Genomic DNA, 20,113 nt, shown 5'->3' on the forward strand with positions numbered 1-20,113 from the left:
ATGCAAAAAGCCGCACTGTGCGGCTTTTTGCAGAGCGTCAGTTGATCAGCCTCACAGCTCCAGAAAGAGCTTCTGGTCCAGCGGGGCTGTAATACTGGCTTTGGTTATTTTCTCCACGACGCCATTGTTTCCTGCTTCTCTAATCAAGTCCTTTTGGGTCTTGTAGCGTTGGGATGGGATTTTCAGATGCGCAGCGTTGTGGTCGGCTCGCTTCCAGCCTTTCTGCGGATAGTGGAAGTGGGCATACCACAACGGTTCGACTTCGCCTTTTTTGCGAACTTGGTACTCGGTGAGAAAGTCGTTTGGCTTTAATTGGAAGTCCCGCTTTACCAGGTTGATATCGACAAAGCGATGGGTCCACAAGAAGTCGACATTTTCCGCTGTCGGCGGCTGAACCAGAAAGCCGTCTGCGGCGTGTTGACGGGCCTTTTGCAGCAGCTCATCTGCGGCGGCCCTCCATTGTGCAACTAAGTCGGCGGTTTCCGGTCTGGCTCTATGGCTGGCTTCGGCTTGATCCGCTGTCTCCCTGAGTTTATTGGCCAGCGGTTCTAGCATATCGTTCCAATCCTTGGGGGTAACAGTATCGCGCCGCGCCGGATCGTTAAGTTTGCGTTTCTGGAAAAGAATTGACTGCTCCTCTTTCGCCGCGTCACTCATCAGCTTTTGTGCCTCGCTCTTATAGTTCGCCAGGGACCTCGGGGGGGAGGCAAGGCGGGGAGGTGTGGGCTGCCCACGGATGATCTTCACCCACCCACGATCATTCGCGTGTTCGCTGTAACTCGCCACGGGTTGGCCGCTTTGTGGGTCTATCACATCGACAATGTCAAAGGTCTGGCCCGGTTCCGGAGCGCGCAGGGTGCCGATCAAGGTCTCATTGTCTTCAGTCTTGAATACGCGTTGATTACTCGGTTTGGCCCGTTGGTCGCTGCGTGGGGGCGCTTTTGGAATTAGAAACTGCTCTTCTTCGACGACCTGGACCAACTCGGCTTCCGCTTCGGCGATGAGCTTATTGAGTACCTCGGTGAAACGCTGGTGGTATTGCGCCCGAAAGAGCTCTGGGTGCTCCTCCTGCATAAGGAGGCTGTCGCTCAATACCTGTTTGTATTTAGTGATAATGGTAGTCAGCGCGGCATTGCGTTCGCTCAAGGTGTAGCCGGTGTATTGGTGCAGATCATTAAAAGCGACTATTTCGGTTTTCAGGGATTCTGCCAGGAAACGCTTCATCTGCAGGTGGTCAGTTGCCCCTGCGCTGCGGGCAGACCATGTCGTGGTTAGTAATTTGAGGAACGACATCCTATTCAGTTTTGATGTCAGTATTCTGGCGGCGGGAGGGGAGGTGTAACGCTCTTTGATGTACTCCTCGGCTTTTTTATTACCGAAGGGGGAGTCGTTCTTCCACTGATCAAATGTGTCACTGACCGCCTGCTTCGACGCCAATAGGTTTTCAGTAGCGTGATAGGCCATTTCGGACACTTCCATCAATTCATCGTAAGCGATCTCGGAGTCGTTATTGGACTGCCGTATCAACTCCTCCAGCGAGGCGCCGTTCACTCCAACGTGGCGGGCGTCGTTGGCCAGCTTCGTGTAAACGTCATCTATTTCAGTCAGGGCGTGCAGGACTTTTTCGTACACCTCTGAGCGGTCCTCTTTGAATTTGGACAGGTCGTCGACCCCGCCGAATTTTTTGGGTGCAATGATTTCAATGGCTTTTTCGCCAGCCACCTTTAGGGTTTGTGTCAGCGGCTTGAGCGCCTGAAGTTGCTGGTCCAGGTTGCTCTCGAGCCGCTCGGAGGCCTCGTACTGTTCTAGATAGGGCGCAAGAAATCGCTGTGCCGAACCCTCACTCCTGGATAGGTTGCGAAGCGTCTTGAGTTTTTTTCGAGCGGTCTCGTAGTCGGAGAGGCTGGTTTGGATTTCTTTGAGTGCGCTTGTATGGGCTTCTACCACTTTGGTCAATTCCCGCGTGCTGCGCTGAAAGTTCGCCTTTGCTTGCTTCTGCGCTAGCAGGTTTTTTTTGACCATATCCTGCGGGCTCTCGTTTTTTGGCATGCCTCCCTTGAGCTTGGGTGCCACGTCAAAATGCCAACGACCCTGGGCATCGCGTTGTATTGGCGGTGCCGTACGTGCCTTGTTCTGTTCATCAATAACGTACGGGCCATCCAGGTCGGTCGCTACGCGATACCAGTGATTGTCGATGTTGGCATACAGCTTATCGTTCACTTGGTACAGACCTTTTTTGATGCCTTCGGCGATGGGCAATCCAGGGGCGGTCGGAGCCGTTACTTTGAACGAGTCTATGTGTGCAAGCAGGCTTGGCGTCAATCCACGCGGGCTGGATAAGCGGATATCGATGGCCATACCGTTGTCGCCAAAATTGCCGGAGGAGGGAGGTGTCGGGTCCTGACGGATCACAGCCTGGCGTACTATCGGCTGATTGCTGTCGCGAGGGCGCGGACCGCGGCTGTCGGAATGGGCGTCCTGCTCGAAGTGTTCAAAGGACTGCGCTGGTTTGCCAGGTTCGCCGGTCGGAGCATGGGTCAGCGTCATGCCCAAATTGATCAGCAGGTCGATCACCGCCGAAGTCGGGTCCGGGTCGTTTGATGTGGAGAGCCGCTTGATGTCTTCTTCGCTGTTGGCCAATTGCAGTAACCAGCCCGCCATAGCCCCCGGCCCGCGCAATACCGGCAGCAACGTGTTGAACAGCAGCCAACCGAGTTCCTTGTGCGAGGCCCAGCGGCTTTCAGCGTCGGAGGTGGATTGGCCTTCCGCCAGGGTGACGAGGCTGTTGGCGTTGGATCGGAACCAATGCGTGAATAGGCCACCGTTGAGCTGGTCCTGGCGTAGCGTGGTGGCCTCAGCATAGCCGTCGACGGCGAGGGTGGTGGGCTTGGGCGTGGTGGGTGGGTCGAACTCATTGAATACGGTGAAGCGTGCAATATTGGGGGTGCGAAAACCGCCATTGCCATACACTGCTCTGACCTTGTCATCCTTCAACCAGGCCAGCACGCTGTCTTGCAACGCACCCGGCTGGCGGATGGCTTCCAGCAGCGCGTCGCGGCTTGCAAACTCCAGCAACGCGGGCTTCAGTTGCGCACGATAGAGAATATGTGGGCCGCTGGTGCCGGCCACTGGTTCGATGATGAACATGTTGTCGACAACGTCTGGCGTTGCCCCTGGTTTGCGCACAAATGCCAGGGGGCGCACGGTAATCTCCTGTCCGTCCACCTGTTTGCTGCCCGCACCGGGCTGGGTGAGTGCTTCAATAAAGCGGTAACCCTGGGCGCTCATGCCGGCTTCGCCCTTGAGCTTGAGCTCCAGCGCCTGCATGGCGAGCTGGATCGGTACCTGCTCGACAAAACGCGCTGCCCGGTCCCGGGATTGCTGGGTCTCGCTGAGCAGTTCGCGATTGAGCAGTTGTGGGTAGTGGCGACCGATATCCACGCTGCTGATCAGGTTCTTGAGCATCTGCGGCATTTGCGGGTCGCTGCTCGGTTGCCCACGCAGATGGACTTCCATCTCGCCCTTGGGCAAGCCGGCGAGATTGTTCAGAGCCATATCCACCAGGCTCATCTTCACCCGCTCGATGTAGCCGCTGCCCAGATTACCCACGGCGACCTTGAACACCACCTCCACATCCTTTGCCGTGTAGCCCTTACCGGACAATTGCTCGTCCAGTTGCTGCTGGGCGTAGGTGCGGATATCGGGAATGCCGTCGAGAAACGTCCGGCCGTTGTTACGTTGTACGCTGCTGGCCAGTGTCAACGAGTGACGCCGGTAAGTGTCACGATCTGCTTCGCTGGCGTTTTTGAGCCAGCCTGGCAAATTATCGCGCAGCCGCCCAAGCTCGGCCGCATTTGCAGCATAGGCTCCGGTGAACCAGGGGCTCGGGTCGCTTGCACGGAAGAAGGCCTGCTCCAGTTGATCAGGCGTGCCCGACGTTGGGAGCTCAATGGATGCGACGTTTTCCACCATGGCATTGAGGATGAGCGCCGCTTGTGTATCAAAAATGTTTGTATCGATTTCCTGGCGCTTCCAATTCAGGCTGTCGAAAACAAACACTTTCTCCAGGTTTCTCCCCCAGGCTTCGCCGAATGCTTGCAATGAGTCATACGGTGTGACGACTCCAGCGGGGGTTGTATGCAGCACTTGCGTACGGCCGTCGACTTCTCGTGTGATCAACAGATCCGGGCTCAGTTGAGCTGAATTGCTGGCGCCATGGCTTACGGTGGTGTCGAGGATAAATACCTTGGCCGCTGCGTTGCCTTTTGCGGCTTGGCGGTGCACTTGATCCGGGTAGGTGGCGAGCTGATCGAGAGTCTCGCGTTGCGTGTCGGTGAGCCCGGGTTGTTTCAATGCGGCGGTTCGCAGGGTGTCCCTGAGTGTGTCGCTCAGCCATCGCCAACGGTTTGTCTCAAGATTGGGGATGTCCTGGGTGTTATAGGCGTTGCCGTTGAAGTGGCGAACCAGCGCTTGTTCGAAACCGCTTTTGAGAGTGGTTCGCAGGCTGCGGATGATCAATTCGATGGCTTGCATATCGATGCCCGGCACCAGCGCTCCCGCCAAGGGCCCCGGTTTGAGCATATGGCCCGTGGCTTGATCAATCAGCGTGCAGGCCAGTGAGTGTTTATCGGTAAAGTCCAGCTCGCCGTCGCGGGTCAGGTGCTTGAGTGCTACGTCCAGCAAAGGGGTCAAGCAGTACTGGGGGGGATTGTTGGAAATGGGTTCGGCCAACGCTGTGTATCGAGGGTCAAACGCCAGGGTGGGATACAGGTTTTTGATGGCGTCGCTGAGCAGGTTCGACACCACTGAGCGCAACGTGGGCCGGCCAGCGAACTGGTGTGCAACCGTATTGGCTGTGATGTCGGCAGCGGGCTGCGGCGTTGAGACCGTAGCGGTCGGCGTTGGGCTTAGCGGCACAAAGCTCAAGCCGGATCTGAGCGATGACGACCCCGGCGATGTTTCGTAATGGACGCTGGTATCGCGCCGGGATCTGCGCAGTGATTGATCGTGGTCCGTTTGGAGCGACGCCTCGGAGTGGCTGCCAGGGGGTATTTCGAGCACTTTCCCCGACTTGTGGATAACGGGGGGGAGCGGTACGGGGCTCAAGGTGTAGTCGGAAAGTCGTGAAGGGTGGTTTCCATGGATCATCGTGTAGCTTCCTTGTCGTTGAGATCTTGCTCGGCGTAGCGATTTGACCCTGAACGCCTAAAGCGAACAGGCGAGCGAAAATTAACGACCGGTGCTTAACCGTCAAATGAACAATGAGTAATCAGCTGTTTCCGGCAACGCTGTATCAGCGGCAAAAGCTGATAATGCGCAGGCCGACGTAGGGGGGAGTAATTATGGCGGCATGTGAACGCCCCCGATGGTTGAACGCAGCGTTTAGGCCGATGCAACAATTTGGCCTATCATGAGGTCTTTCCTCTGAACGACTGATGTGATGACTGCCGAATCTGCCACCCTGCCGGACACCCTTGAAACCAGCGACATGCTTGAAATCGATGGCTTGCACGCCTTTGACTTCGAACTCGATAACGAGAAGTTGCTGATCACCGCCATGGACGGCCGTGCAGAAAAACGCTGGGCGTTCAGCCTGGCCCAGGTGCAGGCGGCCACGTTCGACGGCACCCTGCAAAGCTGGACCCTTACCGGTGAATCGGGCGAGCACCGCTTGATCTGCATGAGCGCCTTCACCGGCAACAATAACGATGAGGATGTAGCCGATGATGATGCGTAAATTCTGGCCCTTGCTGATGGCGGGCAGTGTCGGTGCCATGTCGGTGCAGGCTGCACCGGCTGACACCTATGAGCTGCTGGTGGGCAGCTATACCGCCGGCACCAGCGAAGGTATCTACCGCCTGCAATTCGACAGCCGCACCGGGCAGTTCAGCGGCAAGCCGGTGCTCGCGGCCAAGACGGCCAACCCGTCGTGGTTGACGGTTTCCAAGGACCAGAAGTACCTGTTTGTGGTCAACGAGAACGGTCCAGGCCAGGAAGACCCGGTGGGTCGTGTCAGCAGTTACAGCATCGACCCGCAAAATCATCAGCTCACCCTGATCAACCAGGTGCAGAGCCTGGGCAACGAGCCGACCCATTCCAGCGTCGCCGCCGATGGGCGTCACCTGTTTGTTGCCAACTATTCGGTACTCGAAGACCCGGGCGGCAGCCTGGCGGTGCTGCCGGTAGGCGCCGAGGGCAAGCTGTCGGCCCCGGTGCAGTTGAGCGGGCATCCGGCCAGCCGGGTAAATCCTGAGCGCCAGGCGTCCAATCACGTGCATTCCGTGGTGTCGTCACCGGATGGCAAGTACGTATATGTGCAGGACCTGGGCGCGGACAAAGTGTTTGTCTACCAGTACGATCCCAAGGCCAATCACGAATTGCCGCTGACGCCGGCCAACCCGGCCTCGGTGCAACTGCCACCCGGCAGCGGCCCACGTCATTTGCTGTTCAGCGCCGACGGCAAACACGCCTGGCTGACCACCGAAATGAGCGCTCAGGTCGCGGTGTTCGATTACAGCGATGGCAAGCTGACGCAAACCCAGCTGCTGGACTATGCCGCTGGCCAACCGGTGTCCGACAAAGCCGGCGCGGCGCTGCATGCGTCAAGCGACGGCAAGTTCCTCTACGTGAGCAACCGCGGTACGGCCAATCAGTTGCTGGTGTTCAGCATCGACCCGGCCACCGCGCACCTCAAGGAAATCCAGCGTCGCTCTGTCGAAGGTGATCACCCTCGTGAGTTCAGCCTCGACCCGAGCGGCAAGTTCCTGCTGATCGCCAACCAAAAAAGCAATGAAATCGTGGTGGTTGAACGCGACCCCAAGACCGGTCTGTTGGGTAAAACCGTGCAGCAATTGCCGATCGATGCCCCCAGTGACCTCAAGTTCCTGGTGCGTCAATAAGCCACAGGCCCCGCAGTGCGGGGCCTGAGCCTTTGTATTAATTCGGTTGATAGCGGCTACTGTTTCAAAGCATTTCTAAGGTTCAATCCTCGGGCGTAAGTTTGGTTCCAAGGCCTCCACCGGCCACTCAACCAAACGAACACAAGGGTTACCGCCATGAACTTGAATCTCTTCTCCATCATCGCCGCTTCCGCTGTTTCCGCCACCGTGGCATTGCCTGCCAGCGCCAGCGTGGAAGTCACTGACAAGAAATCCAGTGTCACGGCCTACACCCAGAAATACCTGCAACAGAGTGCCAATTTCTATGCAGCGCTGGATCACAAGACTCAGCACTGAGCTTCAGACAATAGAGGCCTGATGTGGGAGGGGGCTTGCCCCCGATGAGCATGGGTATCTACACAACTTTTGTAGCCACCGCCGAGCGTAACCACGATGCGAAGCGAGCCGCTCTTGATCTTGATCTTGATCTGCTTTTGATCTTAAGCGCCCCGTCAAACCACGCTGGCCGGAATTCGACAGGGATTTGGGGGGTAAACCGGCAGGGATGCCGGTTTAGCCGCCCCGCGCCATGGATGGCGCGTGGCGGCGGCCCCCCAAATCACTGGCGGATTACGGGCACACCGAGCCTAGGCGAGGTGCCGAGTGGTGGGGCAAGAGCGTTTTGCTTACTTTTGCGCTTTTCAAAAGTGAGCCGCTGTAAGAGCGGAACCAATAGTAGCCGTTGCCTAAATAACGGATATGTACTCGGTTTGATCCGGCATCCTGGTCGGCCCTGAGGCCGCCATCGGGAGCAAGCCCCCTCCCACAGGTACAGCGCCATACCAGAAGTTGTGTAGATACCTATGCCCCGATGAGGGAGTATCAGTAAGCACACCTGTGACTGACCCACCGCTATCGGGAGCAAGCTCCTCCCACATTTAGTCGAGTAAGACTCAGGTTTTTGCCATCACCGCAATAAACAGCGGTGATTCCAGAAACCGTTGAAGCCACGCCTGCAACCGGTAGTACGGCGTCCCCGCAAACCACTCGCGATCCACATGGGCAAACTGCCTTACAAAGGGCACCAGCGCCGCATCTGCCAGGCTCAGGTGATCGGCAAGCAAATACTCCCGCTCTGTCAGCAAACCCTCCAGCTTGCGCAAAAACACCTCGCCCTCGGCCCGATAATGTTCCATCGGTTGCTCCGGGTAGCGTTCGGCGTACTTGTATCGATTCAAGTGATGTTTGAACACCTGATCGTTCTCGCTGATCAGCGCCAATACCGCAGGCTCACCCTGCAACAACCAATCCTCGGGATCGTGCTGTGCCAGCGCCCACTGCATGATCTCCAGGCTTTCTTCGATCACTCGGCCTTCGACGCTCAACACCGGCACCGTGCCCTTGGGCGACAGCGCCAGCATCTCGGTCGGTTTGGCTTTCAGGCTCACTTCGATAATGTCCACCGGCACGCCTGAATAGCGCAGCGCCAATCGCGCCCGCATTGCATAAGGGCAGCGCCGGAACGAATACAGCAGCGCCTGGCTCACTTGACCTCCAGGGTGCTCAGGCCATTGCCCTGGCGCTTGACCTGGATTTGCACCGGGATACGCTCGTGCATTTCCTGAACGTGAGAGATCACCGCCACCTTGCGGCCCTGAGCCTGCAAACCATCCAAAGCGTCCATGGCCAATTGCAGGGACTCGGGGTCGAGGCTGCCGAAACCTTCATCGATAAACAGCGACTCGATCTTCAAGGTGCTTGAGGCCATGGACGCCAGGCCCAAGGCCAGCGCCAATGACACCAGGAAGGTTTCGCCACCGGACAGTGAGTGTACCGAGCGCAATTCGTCACCCATCTCCGTGTCCATCACCAACAGCCCGAGCATACTGCCGCCGCGTTTAAGCCGGTAGCGGCGCACCAGTTGGCGCAACTGCACGTTGGCATGGTGCACCAGCAAATCGAGGTTGTAGGCCTGGGCGATCTTGCGAAAGGTGTCGCCGGTGGCCGAACCGATCAACGCATTCAGGCGCGCCCAGCGCTGCCATTCTTCATAGGCCTTGGTGATCTGTTCGGCCAGGGCCTGGTTGGCGTCCTGGCGGCGTTGATCTTCGGCTTGGCGGGCGCGCAGTTCGGCGCAATGCTTCTCGCCTTCGGCCAGCCGCTGATTGAGCGCCGCCAGGGTGTGGTCCAGTTGATCGGCGTCGAGATTGCCGTTGTGCAAGGCCTGGTGTTCGGCCAAGCGCTGTTCGCGCTCTTGCAGCAGCACCTTGGCTTGCTCGACAGTTTTTTCGCTGCTGTTCAGGTCCTGGCGTAGCTGCGCGATCTGAGCCTCATCGAAGGCTAATAAACGTGACAGGCCCTGGTTATCCAGATCGGGGTGCAGCGTGCGCCATTCATTGATGCGTGTTTCAAGCGCTTGTTGTTCCGCTTGCAGCGCGTGCTGGCGGTCCTGCTGGGCCTTAAGGTCAGCAGCCAGTTGGACCAGGGCCGTGTGCACGGTGTGCAGCTCGTGGTTGGCGTCGGTCTCGCTTTGGCGTGACTGCGCGACGGCCTGCTCCAGTTGCTGCTGCCAGTGTTCGGCGCTGGCGTGGTCGCCCAGCAAGGCACTGAGTTTTTCTTGAACAGCTTGTTGCTGTGAGGCCACTTCGGTGACTTGCAGCGTGAGCGCGTCGAGTTGCTGCTGGCGATGTTGCTGGTGGGTCTGCTGTTTCTCGATGGCCTGCTGGCGCTCCTGCTGCTCGGCCAGTTCATCGCGCTGATGGCCCAACTGCTCAAGACGTTGACTGACCTGTTGGTCGAGCTGCATGAAGGTCGCCGCAGGCGCACTGCGCAAGCCCTCCAGGGTTTGGGTGGGCAACAGGGTGGCGAAGGTGGCGAGTTCTGCGTCGAGGCGTTCGCGGTCCTTGGCCAATTCCCGTTGCTGGTCCACCAGCAATTGCCGGGCTTGTTGGCTGGCCTCCTGGGCGGCTTGCAATTGCTGCTGAAGGCGCCCGGCGTTTTGTTGCAGGTTGAGTAGGGCGTCCTGGCGTTGTTCGTCCTGAGTGAGGCTCTGGGTCAGTTGGGCCAGTTGCTGAGCCAACCAGCCGCTGCGTTTGGCCGCGTCCTGATTGAACAACGAGGCGGACAGCGAATGGGCCTCCAGGCTCTGTGCCAGGCCTTGCTGTTGTATCGCCAGCTGTTCCTGTTGGCGCAGGAACTCCTTTTGTTCGGCGATCAGGCCACCGACTTCACCGCGCAGTTCGTTGAGTTTTTCCTTGAGGTCGTCGACCGCCTTTTGCGCCGTGGCTTCTTCGTTCTCGTCATGGCGACCCAGGCTGTGCAACAGGGCTTCGGGCTGGTGATACGGATGCTCGTGGCTGCCGCACACCGGGCAGGGCTGGTCATCCTGCAATTGCGCGCGCAACTCTTCGACGCTGGCGCTGCGGGCCAGGCGCTGACGTTCCAGCAGTTGCTTGGTCACCGTCAGGGTTTGCTCAGCCACGCTGAGTTCGGCCTTGGTTTGCAAACCGCTCTGGTTCAGTCGCTCGCGGCGTTGCGCGGCATCGGCGAGTTGTTGTGTCAGCGCGGCTGTTTGTTGATCCAGTTGCTGCTGGCTGTCCCACAAGCGGGCCAGGTCTTCGAAAGCACGCTGTTGCTTGCGATTATCCTGCAGCAGGCTGGCCAGCAACTGAATTTGCTCGGCCACCGCGTGGGGTTCGGCACCGGCTTCCTGATAGAGCAGGTCGAGGGCTTCGCGCTGTTGGGTGAACTGATCGGCGGCGGCGCTGGCACGCTGTTCGAGTTGCGGCAGTTCGGCCTCGCCCTTGTTGAGGCGATTGCCGATCACCATCAGCTGTTGCAGACGGTCGCGGTAGGCGTTCCAGGCTTCGCTCAGCGGGGCAAGGGCGGTGCTGTGCTCAAGCTCGGCAGCCAGGCGGTGCAGGCGCTCGGCGACTTGGGTTTGCGTGTCTTGCAAACCCTTGAGCAGGGCGTGGCCTTCGTTGCAGGCGCTTTGCTGTTGTTGTTTTTCTTCGCTGCGCTTGGCCAGTTCCCGGGTCAAGTGGGCGAGGGTGTTCTGTTCTTCAACGGCCTGGCGCAGCAGGGGAGCCGCCTCGGCCTGGTTTTTCAGGGCGTCGGCCAGCGCCGCTTGGGCGGCCACTTGCTGTTGTTGCGCCTGGTCCTGGCGGGTATGCAGGGCGACTTGCTGCTCCAGCTGTTGCTGAATCTGTGCCGCGAGTGGCGTCAGCAGGGTGCCGAGTTCAGCCTGGCGCAGGAAGTGATGACGTTGCGGTGCCAATTGCTCCAGGCGATTGAGGTCCTGGCGTTGCGGGCCTTGGCTGTCCCACTGCTGCTGGGCCTGCTGCAGTTGTTCGACGGCGCTGAGCTGGCGCTCTTGCCACTCACGCAACTCTTTAAGCCAGGTGTGCTGCAACTCCAACTGCTTGAGCTGGGCCTGCTGGGTCTTGAGTTGTTGCTGGGCCTCGGCCAACTGTTGATCGAGTTCGGCGCGGGCTTCAGGTGCCAAGGGCACTACGCCGGTGGCCTGGTCTTGCAACTGTTTGTGGGCGTCCCTGGCCTCCTTGGCCTTGTCGAACGCACGTCGACCCAGTTGGGTGTACAGCGCGGTGTCGGTGAGCTTTTCCAGCAGTTCGCTGCGCTCATTGTCATTGGCCTTGAGGAAGGCGCTGAACTCGCTTTGCGCCAGCAACACCGCACGGGTGAACTGCTCGAAGTTCAGGCCCAGGGCCAGCTCAAGCTGAGTCTTGTATTCGGTTTTCTGGCTGGCCAGCAGTTGCTCGCTGTCCAGGTCGATCAAGCTTTGCCGGCTGTTCTGCAACTTGCCGCTGGCCTTGTCGCGGGCGCGGTTGGCTTCCCAGCGCGCACGGTAGCGACGGCCACTGACGCCGACGAAATCCACTTCGGCATAACCGCCGCCGGTGCCGCGCCGAATCAGCGTGCGCGGATCGCCGATGGAAATATCGGTGTCGGCGTCCGGCATCTTGGCCTGGCCGGTATCGCCCAGGCGCGGCACCGCGCCGAACAACGCCAGGCACAATGCGTCAAGCAGCGTGCTTTTACCCGCGCCGGTCGGCCCGGTGATAGCGAACAGGCCCGCACTGGCCAGGGGCTCGGCGGTGAAGTCGATCTCGAACGGGCCGGCCAGGGAGGCGAGGTTTTTCAGGCGGATAGCGAGGATCTTCATGGCTGTTCGCCCTCCTGTTGCACTTCCTGGAGCAGCACGGCGAAATCCTTCAGGGTTTGTTCATCCACTTCGCTGCCATAGCTGTCCTGCCAGGCACGGCTGAACAATTCCTGGGGCGTGAGCTGGTCGAGTTCGATCAAGCGCTCATCGTCGCTTTCGCTGTTGCCGCGCTGGCCGGCGTATTCGGCGGCGATGCGCACCAGGCGTACGGCCTTGCCTTGCAGGGCGGTTTCGATCTGCTGGCGCAGGTCTGGCTGTGGTTCGTCGAGGCGTACCCGCACTTCCAGCCAAGGGTGACGTTGGGTTTCGGCCAGCAGGTCGATGTCCGGCAGGTCGCGCAGCTGCTTGAGGATGTCCGCCAGCGGTGCGGCTTCCAGACGTTGCAGGTTGACTGAACGGGGGATCAGCAGCGGTTCGACGCCCACCAGCCGTTCGCCCTGAAATGTCACGTCGAGCACCTGATGCTTGTAGCCAATCTCGGAAAACGACAGCGGAATCGGCGAGCCGCTGTAGCGAATGCGCTCTTCGCCATTGACCTGTTGCGGCTTGTGCAAATGGCCGAGGGCAACATAGCCGACGGTTTTGTCGAACAGGCTGGCCGGCAGTGCCTCGGCATTGCCGATGATCAGGCTGCGCTCGGAGTCTTCCGATACCGACCCCCCGGCCATGTGCGCATGACTGATGGCTATCAGTGCCTGGCCTTTTTTGCGTTTGGCATTGGCGGCGGCGATCAGCCATTCATGCACCTGGCCGATACCCCGCAAGTAGTCGTCTCCCAGATGCGCACCGGTAACTTCCGCCGGGCGCAGGAATGGCAGCGCCAGGCACCAGGCGGCAATCTTGCCTTTGGCATCCGGCAAGGGGATCAGCAGGCGTTCGGCGTCCAACTGGCCATCGTCGAGCCACAACACCCGGCCCAGGGCATGAGTGCGCAGGCGGCGCATCAACGGCGCGGGCAGCTCGATACGCGAGCCGGAGTCATGGTTGCCGGCGATCATCACAATCGTCAGCGTCGGGTTTTGCTCATGGGCGCTGATGATGAAGTCATACAGGCGTTCCTGGGCCTTGAGCGGCGGGTTGACCGTGTCGAAGATATCGCCAGCGATCAACAGCGCATCCGGGCGCTGGGCCTTCAGTTGGCCCAGCAGCCACTCAAGGAAACAGGCATGTTCGAAGTCGCGTTCCTGGCCGTGGAGGTTTTGGCCCAGGTGCCAGTCGGAGGTGTGAAACAGACGCAAGGCGAACTCCGTGGAGAAGATGAAAAGGAGGGGAGTTTACCTGTAAACACGCACACAGTGCCTGCAAGTGGCCCAGACCCGATATAGCAGAGGACTTGCCCCGATGACGGTGAATCAGATATGGATTAATTGGCTGATCCACCGTTATCGGGAGCAAGCCCCCTCCCACAGGGGTTATGGGTGTTGACGGGGTTGGGGGGGGCAGGCAGGCCATTGCGCGGGCCATGTCGCGTTGGGCGCCAGCCGTGGGGAACGGTTGGGCAGGGGAGGACCACACACTCACGTGGACGCCTTAATTAACCTTCGGAATCAGAGACTCACCATGACAGTTTCAATAAATGCATCCCCTATTAGTCCTTTTCACGTGATGCCTCAGCAGGTGAACCCTGAAAAAACCTCACCCTCGTCCAGCCATCGGCAAGCGCGAAGCGCTGAGGCCCAAGCCGGCGCCCCTCACGCGCGTCCTTTTGGTGGAGTGACCGACCGGCAACTGATAGGGCTGGTCCGCGACCACTTTCGCGAGTTCGCCGCCGGGGCGACAGACAGCTACGTAAACTTCAATGAATTGAAAGAAGCGGCCGGTCTGATAGCCAGCGACAGGTCATTTTCTCCAGAGGCACACCACACGGCACTGGAGTTGTTGTCACGCCCCGAACTGCTGCGCAAGCTGGATATCGGCATCAGCTTCTTTGGTGGCCCCGGCAAGGAAGATGGCCGGTTCGATATGGATAACCTGAACTATCTGTACAAATTCCCCCATCGTGAATGGAAGGTGCCGCGCCGTAATCACTAACATCCAGATGGATGTCGAACAGGCGACACAGGGCAACTGTGGGAGGGGGCTTGCTCCCGATAGCGGTGGGTCAGTTAAAGATGTATCAACTGAAACTCTGCCATCGGGAGCAAGCCCCCTCCCACATGAGTTTGCGGTATTACTTGGGATACAACGGCGGCAAGCTGGTGGTGTCGGTCGCCGGGTCCTGCTCGCGTTCGGCCACGGGGATGGCCTTGATCGCACGCCACAGGTCTTCACCCAGCCAGTACTGGCCGCTTTCGCTGTACAGCGCGCCGTTCAAGCCATCCAGGGCATCTGACAATGGCACAAACCGCGCCGCCATGTCGGCCAGGGTTTCCGGCTGTTGACGCGCCCAGGCATCGAGGGCCTGGCGGGTGGCTTGCGGATCATTGGCCTGGGTGGCGCGCTTGAGGTCGTCGAGCAGGGTGCGCGGGCTCGGGCCGGTTTGCGCGGCGCGCTGTACGGCCGGCTGCCGACGGGCGCGCCACCACAGGCCGAAGCCCAGCAACGTGGTGCATGCCAGGATCAGTGTGCTCAGTTGCCACAGCCACAGGCGCTCATCGTCGGGTGCAGTGATGATGGTTGGCGTGGCGGGTGCGTCCACCACCAGGCTGGGATTGACCGCCACTTGCACAGTGCGCGCCGGCAGGCTGGTGCGTTCCAGGTGATCTTCGTGGGTGTTCCACCACACCACTTCCACCGGCGGCAGTTCCAGCTCGCCGGCGCGGGTTGGCACAAGAGCTTCGCGGTCTTCACGGCTGCCGATCAGGCCGCGGTCGCTGGTCTGGTTGCCCAGTACCGGTTGGTCCGGGTAGCGGCGCAGGCCGTTGACGTCGGCGCTGGGCAGCGCCGGCAACTGTGCGCTGGATAAGCCCTCGGCCTGCACGGTGAGGCTGCGAGTCAGAGAGTCGCCGACCTGCACGTGGTCCGGCGTAGGGTTCCAGCCTTCGCTCAGGGTCAGGCTGCGCGCCGGCAGCCAGGGAGCGTCGGCGGGGTAGAGGTCCGGCTTGGGTTTGATCGTCAACGGCAGGGCCGCAGAGCTGACGTGGATCATCTTGCCCGGCTTGGTGCCCTGCAGTGTGTTTTCCTGGGGTGGACGCGACTCCACCAGGGTAGCGCTGAAGGTCTGCGCCGGAATCACCACCGTGCCGCTGTGCTGCGGGTAGACAGCGTAGCGGGTCTCGATCACGCCATGGCGGATGCTGTTGATGACCTTCTCATAGGTACGCGACTCGCCCAGTTGTTCGACACGTGCATCGGGAATCTGCAAGGGCGTGAGGCTGCTGTCGTCATACAGCGATACCGAGTGGTACACGCGTACGGTCAACAGCGCTTGGGCCTGGACGTACACGGCGGTCTGGTCGAGGTTGGCCTCGATAAATACTGGGGCCAGCTCGGTGCTGGTGTTCTGGCTGGCGGTTTCGACCACTTGCAGGGTGATCGGCTGGGTCTTGAGTGCGCCCACTTGCAACGGCGGGATGATCACGTTGCCGTTTTCCTTGGGCAGCAGGGTGATGATCCAGCGGGTGGTGGCGTGGTTATCGCCGCCCAGGGTGGTGAGCTGGTTGATCTGGCGGGTGCCGCTGACTTCAAACTGTGCGTCCAGGGGCGACAGGTCCGGCTTGCCGAATTGGGTTACATCGCTGGACTCCACCGTCAGCTCCACCGTTTCCCCGGAGTTGAGGCGGTTACGGTCAACGCTGGCAACCAGGTTCGCCGCCTGGGCGTGGCCTGCCGACAACGCGAGCAGAAGCAAAAGGGTGGTGCGGCGGCTCATCGAGTCGTGTCCTGATGTTGTTGCTGTTCGTACCAGAATTTGCGCCGCAGCAGCTCACCGGGATTGTCCGGGATCTCTTGCAGCCATTGCTCCAGCGCCTGGCGGCGCTCACCTTCAAGGCGGGTGTCGACAGGGCGCAGGGGCGGCGTGGTGGTGTGCTCGTCGCCCAGTTCGCTGCCCGGCACTTCATTGTGGCCTGGCTGTGGGGTGGCGCCGACCTGAGTTTCACCGCTGCTGGCTTCGCCCTGGCCCTGGGGCGATTGTTCGCCACTCTGGCCCGTTTGCCCGCTGGCCCCCGGTTGCGCAGTTTGGCCGGGTTGGGGGCTTTCGTCATCTTCGTTTTTTGCAGGCTGGGTCGGCTCGGGCTCGGCTTGCTCTTGCATCAGGGTTTCAACCAGGGCCTTGTTTTTCAGCGCCGGTTGCAGATCGGGCTGGGCTTCCAGGGCTTGCTCGTAGGCGTCGATAGCGGCTTCGAGTTCACCGGCTTTGGCCAGGGCATTGCCTCGATTGTAGTGGGAATAAGCGTCGTTGCCCTGGGCAAAACGTTTGATCGCCTCGGCGTAATTGCCGGCTTCGTACAGGGCTACACCTTGCCATTGCGGGTCTTGAAAGTGTTCGGCGGCTTCGGCTGGGCGCTTGTGCTTGAGCAGGTATTGACCTTGCTGGTCGGGGCGCAGCCACAGGTCCTGAAGGCCAAAGGCGTAACTGGGTTGTGGTGCGCCCAGCAGCAGCAAAGGCAGGCAGAACAGCCAGCCGCGACGCCCGGCGCAGGCGGCCAGCAGTAACAGCGGCAGCAGCAGCCAGTAACCCTGATCGGCCCAGGTGTCCAGGTGCAGCACTTGGCCGTCGTTGCGCAGGGCTTGTACGCTGTCGAGCATACCCAGTTGGCGCAGGTCTTTGTCATCCAGGCGCGCCGCACGGTAGCGGCCACCCATTTCACTGGCGAAGGCCTTGAGCGTCGGGCTGTCGAGGCGTGGCACCAGGATCGCGCCCTGGTCGTCCTTGAGGAACTCGCCGCTTTCCTGGGTCACCGGTGTGCCTTCACGGCTGCCGATGCCGAGGATCGACAAGGGCGGTGCCTGGGCGCTTTGCAGTTGCAGGCGGATGCCTTGGCGCTCCTGTTTCGACAGCGAGGAGCCGATCAGCAGCAGGCGCCCCTGGCCGAGCCCGCCTTGCTTGAGCAGGCCGAGGGCTTTTTCCACGGCCAGATCGGCGCGATGGCCGGGCTCGGGCATGATCGAAGGGCGCAGGGCCTCCAGCAGATTGCGGCTGGTGGCCAGGTCGTCCGACAGCGGCACCAGCGTATGGGCGCTGCCCGCATACACGACGATGGCGGTTTGCGCATCGGTGCGTGCTTGCAGCAGGTCATACAGCTTGCGCCGCGCCTGCTCCAGGCGGTTGGGCGGGCTGTCGGTGGCAAGCATTTCCGGGGTCAGTTCCAGCAGTACCACCAGCGGGTCAGCGGGTTTCTGACTGGGCTGTTCAACCCGTTGCCAACTGGGCCCCAGCAACGCCAGCACGGCCAACAGCCAGGCGATGCCCAGCAGCACCCACGGCGATTTGCTCTCGCGGCCGTTGCCGCCACTGAGCAGTACGGCATGGAAGGCCGGTGGCAGGATCATCTGCCAGCGGCCGGCGCGCTTTTGTCGGTGCCACAACTGCCACAGCAACCAGCCGAGCAGCGGCAGCAGCAACAGCCACCAGGGCCGGAACCAGTGCGGCCACAGGGCGATCATCGACGTCTCCGCAAACGCAAGCGCTTGAGGCGCTGGCGCCATTCAGGGTGTTGTTGCAGGAAGATCCCTTTGCTCGACAGCTTGTTGAACCCGCGTTGCAAGGCGTTGTTGGGCCAGCGTTCCTGGATCACCAGCAACAGGCTCAAGATCAGCGCCAGCGCCAGCGGGCCGCTGTACAACGCCTGGGCCGGTCGCGCTTGGGTGGGTTGTTGTTCGACGGGCTCCAGGGTGTCGAGGGTCTCCTTGATCTGCTGCAGTTCCTCGCCGTCATGGGCGCGAAAATATTGACCGCCGGTGGCCTCGGCCATCGCCTTGAGCGCCGGCTCGTCGAGGTCCAGGCTCGGATTTACGCCGAGAATGCCCAGGGAACCGGTTTGCTCCGGGTCGGCGCCAATGCCGATCGGGTAAATCTTCACGCCTTCTTCGGCCGCCAGTCGCGCTGCCGTCAACGGGTCGATCTGCCCGGCGTTATTGGCGCCGTCGGTGATCAGGATCAGCACACGGCTTTGCGCCGGGCGTTGGCGCAGGCGTTTCAAGGCCAGGCCAATGGCATCGCCGATGGCGGTGTTCTTGCCGGCAATGCCGATACGCGCTTCGTCGAGCCAGGTACGTACGGTGCGCCGATCAAAGGTCAGCGGTGCCTGCAGGTAGGCTTGAGTACCAAACAGGATCAAGCCCACGCGGTCACCTTCGCGTTCTTCAAGAAAGTCCCCGAGCAGGTGTTTGACCAGGGCCAGGCGACTCACGTCCTCACCCTGCCAGTGCATGTCGGGGAAATCCATGGAGCCTGACACGTCGACCGCCACCAGCAAGTCCCGGCCACTGGCGGCAATTGGCAAAGGCTCGCCCAGCCATTGCGGGCGTGCGGCGGCAGTCAACAGCAGCAGCCACAGCACCACGAAGGGGGCCTGCTGGCGCCAGCCTGGCAGGTTGGCGCGGGCGCGACGGCGGGCCAAGCCTTCGAGGTCGCTCAGGTAGCTGACTTTCAATGCCGGTTCGCCGCTGTCGGCCACGGGCAGGATCAGGCGCATCAACCAGGGCAATGGCAACAGGGTAAAGATCCACGGCCAGGCGAACTCAAACATGTTTGCGGATCCAGGTGTCGACAGCTTGAGTCAGGCCGGCGATAGCTTTGTCGTCGAGTTTGCATTCGGGCTTGTAGGCGCCTTCCACCAGTACCATCCAGCGCGTCAGGCCGGCGGCGGGGCAGCGGTTGTCGAGGAAGGCCAGCCATTTGCGGCCGTTGAGGGTATGGCTCTGGCTATACGGGTAGTCGTTACGGCACAGGCGCTTGAGCAGGCCGTTGAGTTGTTGCAGCCAGGCACCTGCGGGCGCGCCGTCGTAGGGCTTGGGCATCAAGGCCAGTTCGGCGAGGGCGGCGATGCGCAGCGGGTCCAGCGGTTGTTCGGCGCGGGCCACGGGGCGGCGGGTTGGCAGGAAGCGGCGCAACCACCACAGGCCCCAGCCGAGCAGCGGGATCACCAGCAGCAACAGCCACCAGCCGGGCGCAGGCGGCCAGAAGCCGATGGCCGGCGGCGCGATCAGCGGTTGCAGTTGGTCCAGGCTGCTCATTGTTTTTTAACCGGGCGTTGCGGGTTGAGGTACTCGCGCAATTGCTCGACCATTTCACTCTGTGTGCTCAACGGCATCAACAGCACCCGCAGCTTTTGCGCGAGCCGTTCCCAGCGGGCGATACGTGCTTCGGCCTGGGCTTTGTAGGCCTGGCGCAAATCAATGTTCAGGGTGTCCAGTTCCAGCTGTGCGCCGCGTTCTGCGAAGCGCAGTAACCCGGCGGCGGGCAGGGCGTGATCAAGCGGGTCGGAAATGGGCAGCAGCAACAGGTCGCAATGTCGCGACAGCAGGCTCAGCTGTTGCTCGGCGCTGTCAGTCAGCGCCCGTTCATCGCAGATCACAATTCCCAGGCTGCCCGGTCGCAACACTTCACGGCCACGGCGCAAGGCCATGCCCAGGGCGTCAGCTTCGGGGCGGCTTTCGGTGTTCAGGCTCTGGTTGACCCGCACCAGGCGGTTAAGCAGCTGCAACAGGCTTTGTTTGCTGCGTCGAGGCTTGATTTCGTAGTGCTCGCTGTCGCCGAACACCAGTCCGCCGACCCGATCGTTATGCCCCAGGGCCGCCCAGCCGATCAGGCTGGCCGCTTGTGCGGCGAGCACCGACTTGAACATCTGCCCCGAGCCGAAGAACAGACGGCAGCTTTGCTCCACCATGATAAAGATCGGCCGTTCGCGTTCTTCGTGGAACAACTTGGTGTGCGGTTCCTGGGTGCGCGCTGTCACGCGCCAGTCGATGGTGCGCACGTCGTCGCCCGCCTGGTACACCCGCACCTGATCGAAGTCCACACCGCGCCCGCGCAGCTTGGAGTGGTGCAGGCCGATCAACGGGCTGCGCTGGCCGGGCGTGGAGAACAGCTGCACTTCGCGCACGTGGTGACGCATCTCAATCAGTTCACTGAGGGTTACGCGTATACCATCGCTGGCGTTCATCGGCT

13 protein-coding genes are annotated in these 20,113 nt (G+C 60.8%); 4 read left to right on the plus strand and 9 right to left on the minus strand.

The window, feature by feature from the left end:
- Positions 1-51 precede the first annotated feature (51 nt).
- Positions 52-5,148 (minus strand): dermonecrotic toxin domain-containing protein, encoded by a 5,097-nt coding sequence (locus TK42_RS20450; RefSeq protein WP_256584617.1) that lies wholly within the window; start codon positions 5,146-5,148, stop codon positions 52-54.
- Between the two features lie 292 nt (positions 5,149-5,440).
- Here TK42_RS20450 and TK42_RS20455 point away from each other — a divergent pair, with 292 nt between their 5' ends.
- The 3 genes from TK42_RS20455 (at position 5,441) to TK42_RS20465 (ending at position 7,235) form a co-directional block, all read left to right on the plus strand.
- Positions 5,441-5,737 carry a DUF5629 family protein gene (locus tag TK42_RS20455; RefSeq protein ID WP_078821210.1) on the plus strand — a complete coding sequence of 99 codons (297 nt, stop codon included), beginning with the start codon at positions 5,441-5,443 and terminating at the stop codon, positions 5,735-5,737.
- Positions 5,724-6,899: a lactonase family protein gene (locus TK42_RS20460; protein ID WP_103734987.1), complete on the plus strand. Its 1,176-nt coding sequence runs from the start codon at positions 5,724-5,726 to the stop codon at positions 6,897-6,899. The genes TK42_RS20455 and TK42_RS20460 overlap by 14 nt, the downstream gene beginning before the upstream one ends.
- 156 nt (positions 6,900-7,055) lie before the next feature.
- Positions 7,056-7,235, plus strand: coding sequence for a hypothetical protein (locus TK42_RS20465; RefSeq protein WP_005787847.1), 180 nt, complete (start codon positions 7,056-7,058; stop codon positions 7,233-7,235).
- Positions 7,236-7,831: 596 nt separating this feature from the next.
- On the opposite strand, the gene TK42_RS20470 is transcribed toward TK42_RS20465, so the two are convergent.
- Genes TK42_RS20470 through TK42_RS20480 form a run of 3 tightly spaced genes read right to left on the minus strand, consistent with a single transcriptional unit; the run spans position 7,832 to position 13,298 of the window.
- The gene (locus TK42_RS20470; RefSeq protein WP_103734988.1) at positions 7,832-8,425 is read right to left on the minus strand and encodes a glutathione S-transferase; all 594 of its coding nucleotides are present in this window, start codon (positions 8,423-8,425) and stop codon (positions 7,832-7,834) included.
- Positions 8,422-12,060, minus strand: coding sequence for an AAA family ATPase (locus TK42_RS20475; RefSeq protein WP_103734989.1), 3,639 nt, complete (start codon positions 12,058-12,060; stop codon positions 8,422-8,424). The genes TK42_RS20470 and TK42_RS20475 overlap by 4 nt, the downstream gene beginning before the upstream one ends.
- On the minus strand, positions 12,057-13,298 hold the full coding sequence (locus tag TK42_RS20480; protein WP_078821214.1) for an exonuclease SbcCD subunit D C-terminal domain-containing protein: 1,242 nt from the start codon (positions 13,296-13,298) through the stop codon (positions 12,057-12,059). Before TK42_RS20480 ends, TK42_RS20475 begins: the two co-directional genes overlap by 4 nt.
- A 322-nt stretch (positions 13,299-13,620) precedes the next feature.
- Between TK42_RS20480 and TK42_RS27005 the strand changes: the two genes are divergently transcribed.
- On the plus strand, positions 13,621-14,091 hold the full coding sequence (locus TK42_RS27005; RefSeq protein WP_177327417.1) for a hypothetical protein: 471 nt from the start codon (positions 13,621-13,623) through the stop codon (positions 14,089-14,091).
- 139 nt (positions 14,092-14,230) lie between these two features.
- On the opposite strand, the gene TK42_RS20490 is transcribed toward TK42_RS27005, so the two are convergent.
- The 5 genes from TK42_RS20490 to TK42_RS20510 are packed head-to-tail and all read right to left on the minus strand — an operon-like array spanning position 14,231 to position 20,108.
- Positions 14,231-15,871 (minus strand): BatD family protein, encoded by a 1,641-nt coding sequence (locus TK42_RS20490; protein ID WP_032880828.1) that lies wholly within the window; start codon positions 15,869-15,871, stop codon positions 14,231-14,233.
- The gene (locus TK42_RS20495; protein ID WP_103734990.1) at positions 15,868-17,607 is read right to left on the minus strand and encodes a tetratricopeptide repeat protein; all 1,740 of its coding nucleotides are present in this window, start codon (positions 17,605-17,607) and stop codon (positions 15,868-15,870) included. The genes TK42_RS20490 and TK42_RS20495 overlap by 4 nt, the downstream gene beginning before the upstream one ends.
- The gene (locus tag TK42_RS20500; RefSeq protein ID WP_032880830.1) at positions 17,604-18,692 is read right to left on the minus strand and encodes a VWA domain-containing protein; all 1,089 of its coding nucleotides are present in this window, start codon (positions 18,690-18,692) and stop codon (positions 17,604-17,606) included. Before TK42_RS20500 ends, TK42_RS20495 begins: the two co-directional genes overlap by 4 nt.
- On the minus strand, positions 18,685-19,179 hold the full coding sequence (locus tag TK42_RS20505) for a DUF4381 domain-containing protein (RefSeq protein ID WP_017136650.1): 495 nt from the start codon (positions 19,177-19,179) through the stop codon (positions 18,685-18,687). Before TK42_RS20505 ends, TK42_RS20500 begins: the two co-directional genes overlap by 8 nt.
- The gene (locus TK42_RS20510) at positions 19,176-20,108 is read right to left on the minus strand and encodes a DUF58 domain-containing protein (RefSeq protein WP_005787858.1); all 933 of its coding nucleotides are present in this window, start codon (positions 20,106-20,108) and stop codon (positions 19,176-19,178) included. The genes TK42_RS20505 and TK42_RS20510 overlap by 4 nt, the downstream gene beginning before the upstream one ends.
- Positions 20,109-20,113: the final 5 nt, after the last annotated feature.

It is taken from the genome of Pseudomonas sp. GZJR-8, assembly GCF_002916705.1.
GTDB classification, from domain to species: domain Bacteria; phylum Pseudomonadota; class Gammaproteobacteria; order Pseudomonadales; family Pseudomonadaceae; genus Aquipseudomonas; species Aquipseudomonas synxantha_A.